The 10333-nt window shown below is 74.1% G+C and carries 11 protein-coding genes; 6 read left to right on the forward strand and 5 right to left on the reverse strand.

The annotated features are described in order from the left end of the window. Positions 1 to 142 precede the first annotated feature (142 nt). Positions 143 to 955 carry a dihydropteroate synthase gene (folP, locus tag AC07BF_RS12830; protein WP_363586766.1) on the forward strand — a complete coding sequence of 271 codons (813 nt, stop codon included), beginning with the start codon at positions 143 to 145 and terminating at the stop codon, positions 953 to 955. A 36-nt stretch (positions 956 to 991) separates the two neighbouring features. On the opposite strand, the gene AC07BF_RS12835 is transcribed toward folP, so the two are convergent. Then, complete coding sequence (locus tag AC07BF_RS12835; RefSeq protein ID WP_363586756.1) at positions 992 to 1801, reverse strand: LOG family protein; 810 nt, start codon at positions 1799 to 1801, stop codon at positions 992 to 994. A 123-nt stretch (positions 1802 to 1924) separates the two neighbouring features. Further along, positions 1925 to 3001 carry a succinyl-diaminopimelate desuccinylase gene (gene dapE, locus AC07BF_RS12840; protein ID WP_363586757.1) on the reverse strand — a complete coding sequence of 359 codons (1077 nt, stop codon included), beginning with the start codon at positions 2999 to 3001 and terminating at the stop codon, positions 1925 to 1927. Positions 3002 to 3170: 169 nt separating this feature from the next. On the opposite strand from dapE, the gene AC07BF_RS12845 reads away from it, so the two are divergent. Beyond that, entirely contained in the window at positions 3171 to 4235 is a 1065-nt protein-coding gene (locus AC07BF_RS12845; protein WP_363586758.1) for a VldE C-terminal domain-containing protein, read from the forward strand. A 280-nt stretch (positions 4236 to 4515) separates the two neighbouring features. Continuing rightward, complete coding sequence (locus AC07BF_RS12850) at positions 4516 to 5283, forward strand: hypothetical protein (protein WP_363586759.1); 768 nt, start codon at positions 4516 to 4518, stop codon at positions 5281 to 5283. 65 nt (positions 5284 to 5348) lie between these two features. On the opposite strand, the gene dapC is transcribed toward AC07BF_RS12850, so the two are convergent. Next, positions 5349 to 6440, reverse strand: coding sequence for a succinyldiaminopimelate transaminase (dapC, locus tag AC07BF_RS12855; RefSeq protein ID WP_363586767.1), 1092 nt, complete (start codon positions 6438 to 6440; stop codon positions 5349 to 5351). Between the two features lie 95 nt (positions 6441 to 6535). Next, positions 6536 to 6862 (reverse strand): ferredoxin, encoded by a 327-nt coding sequence (fdxA, locus tag AC07BF_RS12860; RefSeq protein ID WP_030061559.1) that lies wholly within the window; start codon positions 6860 to 6862, stop codon positions 6536 to 6538. A 131-nt stretch (positions 6863 to 6993) separates the two neighbouring features. Between fdxA and AC07BF_RS12865 the strand changes: the two genes are divergently transcribed. Together AC07BF_RS12865 and AC07BF_RS12870 are read left to right on the forward strand one after the other, a co-directional pair. Then, positions 6994 to 8007: a GNAT family N-acetyltransferase gene (locus AC07BF_RS12865; protein WP_478333356.1), complete on the forward strand. Its 1014-nt coding sequence runs from the start codon at positions 6994 to 6996 to the stop codon at positions 8005 to 8007. Positions 8008 to 8095: 88 nt separating this feature from the next. After that, positions 8096 to 8968 carry a transglutaminase-like domain-containing protein gene (locus tag AC07BF_RS12870; protein ID WP_363629540.1) on the forward strand — a complete coding sequence of 291 codons (873 nt, stop codon included), beginning with the start codon at positions 8096 to 8098 and terminating at the stop codon, positions 8966 to 8968. A 63-nt stretch (positions 8969 to 9031) separates the two neighbouring features. Here AC07BF_RS12870 and AC07BF_RS12875 read toward each other — a convergent pair whose 3' ends face one another. Further along, the gene (locus AC07BF_RS12875; RefSeq protein ID WP_063347943.1) at positions 9032 to 9661 is read right to left on the reverse strand and encodes a response regulator transcription factor; all 630 of its coding nucleotides are present in this window, start codon (positions 9659 to 9661) and stop codon (positions 9032 to 9034) included. Positions 9662 to 9744: 83 nt separating this feature from the next. Between AC07BF_RS12875 and AC07BF_RS12880 the strand changes: the two genes are divergently transcribed. Beyond that, positions 9745 to 10245, forward strand: a complete 501-nt coding sequence (locus AC07BF_RS12880; RefSeq protein WP_363629541.1) for a GNAT family N-acetyltransferase — start codon at positions 9745 to 9747, stop codon at positions 10243 to 10245. Positions 10246 to 10333 lie beyond the last annotated feature (88 nt).

Raw genomic sequence — 10333 nt, forward strand, 5'->3', positions numbered from 1 at the left:
AAGTGCCCCCGACCAAACTGATCATGACAGCATGGTCCCTGTGAGGCCGGGGGCCATCATCGCACCCGCAGCAGCTGTGGAGGAGACATCGGTGGCACTGCGCCTGGGACCGCGGGAATTCGGTGACGACGAGCTGGTGATCATGGCGATCGTCAACCGGACGCCGGACTCGTTCTTCGACAGGGGGGCGACCTTCGCGGACGAGGCCGCGTTCGCCGCCGCCGACCGCGCGATGGCCGAGGGAGCGGCGATCCTGGACATCGGCGGGGTGAAGGCCGGGCCCGGTGACGAGGTCACGGTGGAGGAGGAGCTGCGGCGCACCGTGCCCTTCGTGGCCGAGCTGCGCAAGCGCCACCCGGAGGCCGTTATCAGCGTCGACACCTGGCGGCACGAGGTCGGCGAGGCGGTCTGCGAGGTGGGCGCCGACCTGCTGAACGACGCCTGGGGCGGGGTGGACCCGAAGCTCGCCGAGGTGGCCGCGCGCCACGACGTCGGGCTGGTCTGCACGCACGCGGGCGGCGCCGAGCCGCGCACCCGGCCGCACCGGATCGGCTACCAGGACGTGATGGCGGACATCCTGCGGGTGACCGTCGGGCTGGCCGAGCGGGCGGTGGGGCTGGGTGTGCGGCGGGACGCGGTGATCATCGACCCGGGGCACGACTTCGGCAAGAACACCCGGCACTCGCTGGAGGCCACCCGGCGGCTGCCGGAGATGACCGCGACCGGCTTCCCGGTGCTGGTCTCGCTGTCCAACAAGGACTTCGTCGGCGAGACGCTGGACCGGCCGGTGAACGAGCGGCTGCTCGGCACCCTGGCCACCACCGCGGTCTCGGCCTGGCTGGGCGCGCAGGTCTACCGGGTCCACCAGGTCGCGGAGACCCGCCAGGTGCTGGACATGGTCGCCTCGATCCGGGGCACCCGCCCCCCGGCGGTCGCCCGCCGGGGGCTGGCGTAGGCGGCCCGGAGGGCCGGGGGCCCAGGCCTGTCCGGCCTAGATCTGGTTGGTCGGCCGGCGGGTGTCGGCGAGGATCTTCATGACCTCGTCGATCTCGTCGGTGATGTGGAACAGCTCCAGGTCGTGCGGGGCCGCCTTGCCCTGCGCGACCAGGGTGTTCTTCAGCCACTCGTAGAGGCCGCCCCAGTACGCGCTACCGAAGAGGATCACCGGGAAGCGGGTGACCTTCTTCGTCTGCACCAGGGTGAGCGCCTCGAACAGCTCGTCCAGCGTGCCGAGCCCGCCGGGCAGGACCACGAAGCCCTGGGAGTACTTCACGAACATCGTCTTGCGGACGAAGAAGTAACGGAAGTTCAGCCCGAGGTCGACGAACTCGTTGAGGCCCTGCTCGAAGGGCAGCTCGATGCCGAGGCCGACGCTGAGGCCGCCGGCCTCGGAGGCGCCGCGGTTGGCGGCCTCCATGGCACCCGGACCGCCTCCGGTGATCACCGCGTAGCCGGCCTCGGCGAGGGCCCGGCCGATGGCCACGCCGGCCTCGTACTCGGGCGAGTCGGCCGGGGTCCGGGCGGAGCCGAAGACGCTGATCGCGGGCGGGAGTTCGGCGAGGGCGCCGAAGCCCTCGACGAACTCGGAGGTGATCCGCAGCACCCGCCACGGATCGGTGTGCAGCCAGTCGGTCGGGCCGGTGGTGTCCAGCAGCCGCTGGTCCGTGGTGCTCGTGCCGACCTGGTCCCGGCGCACCAGCACCGGGCCCTTCTGCTTCTCGGGCCAGGCCTTCTTCTTCCGCGGCACGCCGACCTGCTCGGGGCCGTGTCCGTAGTGCTTCTCGTCTCCTGTGCCTGTCATGACGAAACCCTACGTCCGGTGATCCCGGTTTTCAGGCAACAGGGGAAGGTCGGTTGGGCGACCGGAAGATGGCGCTCAGCCGATGATCGGCCGGTCGGACCGGCCGATCATCGGAACGGCACCTCAGCTGGTCAGCCAGGCCCGCAGCCGCTCCTCGGTCTCCGCGATGGCGCTCAGCGAGCAGTGCTCCTCCCGCTTGTGCGCGAGGTTCGGGTCACCGGGGCCGTAGTTGACCGCCGGGACGCCCAGCGCGCTGAACCGGGCGACGTCGGTCCAGCCGAACTTGGCGCGGGCCTGGCCGCCGGTGGCCTCCAGGAAGGCCTGGGCGGCCGGCTGGGCGAGCCCGGGCAGCGCGCCCGGGGCGAAGTCGGTGACGGTCAGCTCGAAGCCGTCGAAGACCTCGCGCACGTGCTTCTCCGCCTCCGCCTCGCTGCGGTCCGGCGCGTAGCGGAAGTTGACCGTCACGACGCACTCGTCCGGGATGACGTTGCCGGCCACGCCGCCGTCGATCCGGACGGCGTTCAGGCCCTCCCGGTACTCCAGGCCGTCGATCTCCACCCGGCGCGGCCGGTAGTCCGCGAGCCGGGTGAGCACCTCGGCGGCGTGGTGGATGGCGTTGTCGCCGAGCCAGCTGCGGGCCGAGTGCGCGCGCACGCCGGTGAGCCGGATCTGCGCCCGCAGGGTGCCCTGGCAGCCGCCCTCGACGACCGCGCCGCTCGGCTCCATCAGCACCGCGAAGTCGGCGGCCAGCCAGTCCGGGCGCTCCCTGGCGAGGTGGCCGAGGCCGTTGCGGTGGGCCTCCACCTCCTCGCAGTCGTAGAACACGAAGGTGAGGTCGCGGTTGGGCTCGGGCAGGGTGGCGGCGAGCCGCAGCTGGACGGCGACGCCGGACTTCATGTCCGAGGTGCCGCAGCCGTAGAGCAGGTCCCCCTCGACATGGGAGGGCACGTTGTCGGCGATCGGCACGGTGTCCAGGTGGCCGGCGAGCAGGACGCGCTCGGGGCGGCCGAGGGTGGTGCGGGCGACCACGTTGTTGCCGTACCGGTCCACGGTCAGGTGCGGGTAGCCGCGCAGCGCGGTCTCCACGGCGTCGGCGAGCGCCTGCTCGTCGCCGCTCACCGACGGGAAGTCGACGAGCCGGGCGGTCAGCGCGCCGCCGTCGAGGGTGAGGTCCAGGGGCGTCGGGTTCGGGCTGCTCATGGCGCCAGCCTAGTCCGCGTGGCGTGCACCCCGTGTGGCGCTTCCGTGACGCGGCGCGCGCGGGCCCGCCCCGGAGCGAGCGGACCGGCAACCGCAACCGGGTGGCGCCGCACACCCGTCCGAGTGGGTACGGTGTCGGATCAAGAAGCAAGGCGCGAGAGGGGCGACGGTGGCCAGGAGAAAGAGCGGCGAGGAGCTGGGCGAGGAGTTGGCGCCCCCCCGCCGCGGTCCACTGCGCGCGCTGTTGCTCGTGATCGTCGGCCTGCTCGGCCTCGCGCTGGTCGCGGGACTGGCCGTGGTCGGCATCTGGTGGTTCGGCTTCAAACAGGGCGAGCCCGAGGGCTGCTCGGTGAAGACCGCGGCCGGCAGCGGCACGCTGGAGCTCCCGCAGGCGGCCAACGCCGCGACGATCGCCGCGGTGGCGCGCTCGCGCGGACTGCCGGACCGGGCGACGACGATCTCGCTGGCCACCGCGATGCAGGAGTCCAAGCTGCGCAACCTCGCGGGCGGCGACCGGGACTCGATCGGCCTGTTCCAGCAGCGGCCCTCGATGGGCTGGGGCACGGCGCAGCAGATCGGGGACCCGGTCTACGCGACCAACAAGTTCCTGGACGGCCTGGTCAAGGTGCCCGGCTACACCCGGCTGCCGCTGACCGACGCGGCCCAGGCCGTGCAGAAGAGCGGCTACCCGCAGGCGTACGCCAAGCACGAGACCAAGGCGACGCTGCTCACCTCGGCGCTGGCCGGCCGGGAGCCCGGTTCGTTCTCCTGCGTGGTGCACGACTACGCCAAGCCGGATCCGGTCGACTCGCCCTCCCCCACGGCGGGCTCCACCGTCTCCCCGGCCGCCGTCCAGCCCACCGCCGCGGACCGGGCCCAGGTGCTGTCCGACCGGGTGCGCCGCGAGTTCGGCCGCACCGTGACCCCGGCCACCGGGTACGCCTCGACCATCAAGGGCGCCGAGAACGCGGTCTCGCTCACCCCGGACCCGTCCGCCGCCGCGCTGACCTCCTCGACCGACGGAACCGACGACGGAATCACCGCCGAGCGGGCGAGCGGCTGGGAGGTCGCCCACTGGGCGGTCGCCCAGGCCCAGCAGCTGGGCATCGCGACGGTCGCCTACGACGGGAAGATCTGGCGCAAGACCAAGTCGGAGGACGGCTGGCAGCCGCAGACCTCCGGGACGTCGACCAAGCTCGTTCAGGTCACCCTCGCCACGTCCGACAAGGGCTGACGCACTGACGTTCGGGTGGCCGCCGGACGGGTGAATCCGGTCAACCCCGGTGGACCGGGAGCCCGCCGTGGCGGCCCCGCCGGAGAACCGTCACTCCCCTTGCCCGGCGCCGGGCCCACGGGGCCGTACGGACCCCGCCAGGCGCCGTCACGGCGGTCCTACGATCCGATGGTCGGTCAGACACTTTCCTGGTCCAGGCCGAAACCATCTGGCTTCTCAAGCGGTAACACCGTCAGTCCGCCCGGCGGACGTGACGGACCCAGACCCTCCGAGGAGCCCCATGTCTCACCCCCTCACGCGACGGATCGCCAGCGCCGCGCTGCTCGTGGCGGCCGGCGCGACCCCGCTGGTCGCGGCCGGCTCCGCGTCCGCCCTGGGCGGCGACGCCCTGCTGCCCAAGAGCGACCTGGCCGCGCCGCTGGGCCAGCTGACCAACACCGACACCGGTTCCACCCTCCAGCACACCACCCACCAGCTGGGCCAGGCCGCCGGCAGCACCGGCGCCGCCACCGTCGCCGCGGGCGTACCGGCCTCCGCCGACGCCGCCGGCAACATCGTCGCCCACCAGCTCCCCGAGGCGAACGAGAAGGCCAGCTCGCTGACCGCCCCGGTCGACCAGACCGCCGCCACCACCGGCCAGCTCTCCGCCGTCACCCCGAAGGTCGCCTCCGCACTGGCCGGCAAGCTCGGCGAGGCCGTCACCGGCAAGGGCGTCGGCACCCGCAGCGCCGCGGCCAGCCCGGTCGGCGGGCTCGCCCAGACCGGCGCCATCGCCAAGGGCCTGCCCGGCGCCGACAAGCTCGCCGGCGCCGTCCCCGGCACCAACGCCGTCACCGACGCGCTGCCGCTCGGCTCCGTCGCGCGCGCGCTGCCCGCCCTGCCCGGCACCGACGTCCTGGGCCTGGCCGAGCACGGCTCGGCCAACCGCCTCGGCGGCGCCGACCTCGGCCCGAACAACCCGCTGTCCGGCCTCACCGGCGCGCTCGGCCCGATCGGCGGCCTGCTGGGCGGCGTGAACGGCGGCAGCATCAGCGGCCTGCCGCTGTAACCCGCCCCGGGTACGGCGAAGGGGCCGGTGTTCCGCTCTCGGAACACCGGCCCCTTCGGCGTCGGTCAGCGGGCCGCGTTCAGCCGCTCCACGGCCGCGGCCACCCGCTCGTCGGTCGCGGTGAACGCGACCCGGACGAAGCGCTCGCCGGCCGGCCCGTAGAAGTCGCCGGGCGCCACCAGGATGCCCAGTCCGGCCAGCTCGGCCACGGTCTCCCAGCACGGGCGGTCCTGCGTCACCCACAGGTAGAGGCTCGCCTCCGAGTGCTCGACCCGGAAGCCGTACGCCTCCAGCGCCGCCCGCAGCGCCGAGCGCCGGGCCGCGTACCGCTCCCGCTGCTCCGCCACGTGCGCGTCGTCCGACAGCGCCGCGATCGTCGCCGCCTGGACCGGCGCCGGCACGATCATGCCGCCGTGCTTGCGCACCTCCAGCAGCTCCCTGACCACCACCGGGTCGCCCGCCACGAAGGAGGCGCGGTAGCCGGCCAGGTTGGAGCGCTTGGAGAGCGAGTGGACGGCCAGCAGGCCCTCGTGGCCCGCGCCGCAGACGTCCGGGTGCAGGACCGAGACCGGCTCGGCGGACCAGCCCAGCTCCAGGTAGCACTCGTCGCTGACCAGCAGCGCCCCGTGCTCCCGGGCCCAGGCGACCGCCCGGCGCAGCTCGTCCGCGCCGAGCACCCGGCCGGTCGGGTTGGACGGCGAGTTCACCCAGAGCAGGCGGACCCGCGAACCGTCCAGCTCGTCCACCGAGTCGTACTCGACCGGCTCCGCGCCGCACAGCCGCGCGCCCACCTCGTACGTCGGGTAGGCCAGCCGCGGGTAGGCGACCTGGTCGCCCGGGCCGAGGCCGAGCTGGGTCGGCAGCCAGGCCACCAGCTCCTTGGAGCCGACGGTCGGCAGCACGGCCTGCGGACCGATCTCGGCGCCGCAGCGGCGGTGCAGCCAGCCGGCGATCGCCTCGCGCAGCTCCACCGGGCCCCACACCGTCGGGTAGCCCGGCGTGTCGGTGGCGGCGGCCAGCGCCTTCTGGATCACCTCGGGGACCGGGTCCACCGGGGTGCCCACCGAGAAGTCGCAGAGACCGCCCGGGTGGGCCAGCGCGGTCGCCTTGTACGGCTCCAGCTTGTCCCAGGGGAAGACCGGCAGGAGGTCGGACAGCCTTCCTCGGCCAGATGGGCGGCGCGCCGCCCCCGGGTGACCCGGGAACGGCGCGCGCGTGCTGTTGGTGTTCACAGCTCAGATGCCACCGATCGTCAGTGGTCGGCGTTCTGCGGCGGCAGAGCGGCGATGAAGGGGTGGTCGCGCTCGATCAGGCCCAGCTTCGAGGCGCCACCGGGCGAACCCAGATCGTCGAAGAACTCGACGTTCGCCTTGTAGTAGTCCTTCCACTCCTCCGGGGTGTCGTCCTCGTAGAAGATCGCCTCGACCGGGCAGACCGGCTCGCAAGCGCCACAGTCGACACACTCATCCGGGTGGATGTAGAGCGATCGCTCGCCCTCGTAGATGCAGTCAACCGGGCACTCTTCGATGCACGCCTTGTCCTTCACGTCGACACAAGGCTGCGCGATGACGTAGGTCACGCTGTCGTTCCTCCTCGGAAGGGCCGTGGCGGCCCGTTCTGTTCTGCTCGCGTGCGCGGTGAGCGCGGCGTCGTCGATGCCCGCCCCTAGTATCGCGGGTCGGAGACCGCAAATGCACAGGAGGTGCCCAGATGACGGCAGGCGGCCCGGCCCAGGACCGTCCGGAGGTCCGGATAGATCGCTCTGACGTGGGACGACGCGTGTCCGTCCGGCGCCTCTCGGGGTTCGTGGACGACCGGCCGGTGTTCCGGGATTCGATCGGCGTGCTCACATCGTGGGACGATCATGGACTGACGGTCGCTCCGCGGACCGGCGACCCCGTCTCCTTCCCCGAGAAGCTGCTGGTCGCGGGCAAGGTCGTGCCGCTCTTCCCGGCCCGGCGCGCACCGCTGCCCGCCGCCACGCCCGTCGAACTCCAGCGGATCGCGGCCCGCGGCTGGCCGGCCGTCGAACAGGAGCCGCTCGGCGCGTGGACGCTGCGCGCCTCGGCCGGGTTCACCCGCCGCGCCAACTCCGTCCAGGCGCTCGGTGACCCCGGACTGCCGCTGCCCGACGCGCTCACCGCCGTCCACCGCTGGTACGCGGCGCGCGGCCTTCCCGCGTACGTCGAGGTGATCACCCCGGGCTCGCCGGACGAGCTGCGGGCCGAGCTCGACCGGCTGGGAGCCCGTTACGCGCCCACCCTGGTGCGCACCGCCCCGCTGGCCGGGCTCGCCCGGGCCGGCTCCGGGCCCGAGCGGGTCCGGCTCGCCCGGACCGCCGACCCGGCCTGGCTCTCGCTCTACCGCCGGGTCGGCGAGGACGAGGCGCTGGAACGGGCCGCCCGGCAGGTGCTGCACGGCGGGCCGTCGGTCTGGTTCGCCACCGTGCCGGGCGCCCCCGGACAGCCACCGCTGGCGATCGGGCGCTGCGTCGTCGACGGGCCCTGGGCCTGCTTCGGCGCGATCGAGGTCGCGCCGTACGCCCGGCGGGCCGGGCTGGCCACGACCGTCATGGCGGTGCTCGCCGCCCGGGCCGCCGAGGAGGGGGCGACCGGTGGATACCTCCAGGTCGAGGTGGACAACACCGGGGCGATCGCGCTCTATGACGGACTCGGCTTCACGACCAGTCACACTTACCACTACGCCCTTCTCCCCCAGGGGTAGCACCGCCCGCCCGCACCGCCGCCCCGCCCGCCCGCCGCTCCTCGCCCGCCGTTCGCCCGCCCGTCGTACGAAAGCCGTCGCCGTCACCGTGACCGAGCAGAGCAGAGACCGCTTCCGGACCGCCGCCCGCGCCGAGCATCCCGACCCGGTGCTGCTCTGCCTGCTCGCCGCCGCCGAACACGGCCCGGTCCTCGACCCGGACGACCCCGGGGAACCGCCCAGCGTGGACGCCCTGCTCGCCGCCTGCGAGGCCGCCCTCGACCGGCACGCGAGCGCCGTCCGGCTCGCCGTCGCCGAACGCGCCCCCGCCGGCCCGGAGGAGACCGCCGCCCTGCTCGCCGCCGTCCTCGGCGGGCGGGAACGCTTCCACGGGCGGCAGTCCGACTACCGGCGGCTCGAATCCTCGCTGCTGCCCGACGTGCTGCGGCGGCGGCGCGGACTGCCGATCATGCTGTCCCTGGTGTGGATGGCGGTCGGGCGGCGAGCCGGGCTCGCCGTCCACGGCATCGCGCTGCCCGGCCACGTCATCGTCGCCGTCGGCGGGCCGGGCGGCGGCGACGAGTACGTGCTCGCCGACCCCTTCCACGGCGGGCGGCTGCTCGACCCGGACGACGCCGAACGCCTGGTCCGCGGCGCCGGGCAGGAGTTCAACCCCGACCTGCTCACCCCCGCCCAGCCGCTCGACCTCGTGCTGCGCGTGCTCGGCAACATCCGCGCCTGGGCCGCCGACCGCCCCGAACACGCCCGCACCCAGCTCTGGGCCACCGAACTCGCCCTCCTGCTGCCCCGCCACCCCGCCCAGCTCCGCCTCGAACGCGCCGAACTCCTCGTCCGCACCGGCGACTTCCTCGGTGGCTCGGCCGAGATGGACGCCTTCGCGCAGATCCTCGACACCTTCGACCCCGACACCGCCGCCAAGGTCCGCCAGGAGGCCCGGGCCGCCCGGCACCGGCTCAACTGACGACCGCCCGGGAACTCGCTCGGAGCCAGTCGGGGGGCGCGCTCGGAGTCAGCCGGGGCGCGCTCAGAGCCAGCCCTTCTCCCGGGCGATCCGCACCGCCTCGGTGCGGTTGCGGGCCTCGGTCTTCTGGATCGCCATCGACAGGTAGTTGCGGACCGTCCCCTCCGACAGGTGCAGCCGCCGCGCGATGTCCGCGTTCACCGCCCCGTCCGCCGCCGCGCCCAGCACGTCCCGCTCGCGCGCCGTCAGCGGATTCGCCCCCTCCGCCAGCGCGGCCGCCGCCAGCACCGGATCGATCACCCGCTCCCCGCGCAGCACCCGCCGGATCGCCTCCGCCAGCTCCGAGGCCGGCGCGTCCTTCACCAGGAACGCGTCCGCCCCCGACTCCATCGCCCGCCGCAGGTACCCCGGCCGGCCGAAGGTCGTCGCGATCACCACCCTCGTCCCCGGCGCGTTCCGACGCAGCTCGGCGGCCGCCTCGATGCCCGTCATCCCCGGCATCTCGATGTCCAGCACGGCCACCTGCACCTCGTGCGCCAGCACCGCCGCCACCACCTCGTCCCCGCGCCCCACCTGCGCGACGACGTCGATGTCCCCCTCCAGCCCGAGCAGCGCCGCCAGCGCCTCCCGGACCATCCCCTGGTCCTCGGCGAGCAGCACGCGGATCAGGGCCCCGTTCTGAATGTCACTCATGGCCACGACCTTAGAGGGGCGCCGGAGAGGCCGCGGAAGGTATTCGCCTGGCTCGCCGAAGGCCTGCGGGCCAGACTGGCGGCATGCTGAACCTGGAACGCCTCCGCCCGGACCACGCCGACGCCCTGCTGGCCTTCGAGCGCGCCAACCGCGCCTGGTTCGCGCGGACCGTTCCGGACCGCGGTGACGCCTACTTCGCCGAGTTCCCGGCCCGCCACGCCGCCCTGCTCGCCGAACAGGACTCCGGCGTCTGCCGGTTCCACGTCGTCCTCGACGCGGCCGGCGCCGTCCTCGGCCGCGTCAACCTCGTCGACATCACCGACGGCACCGCCGAACTCGGCTACCGCGTCGGCGAACACGCGACCGGCCGGGGCGTCGCCACCACCGCCGTCGCCCACCTCTGCCGGCTGGCCGCCGCGGACTACGCCCTCACGTCGCTGACCGCCGTCACCACCCTCGACAACCTCGCCTCCCAGACCGTCCTCACCCGCAACGGCTTCGCGGTCGTCGCCGAACTCACCCTCGACGACCGCCCCGCGCTCCGGTTCGGCCGCGCCCTCACCGACGGCCGGCCGTCGGCATAGGAAACCGGGGGGGGGGGGGGGGGGGGGGGGGGGTGGCCGCGGGGGGGGGGGGGGGGGGGGGGGGGGGGGGGGGTGGAGACAGTTGGGG

This window comes from Kitasatospora sp. NPDC043950, from assembly GCF_056435345.1.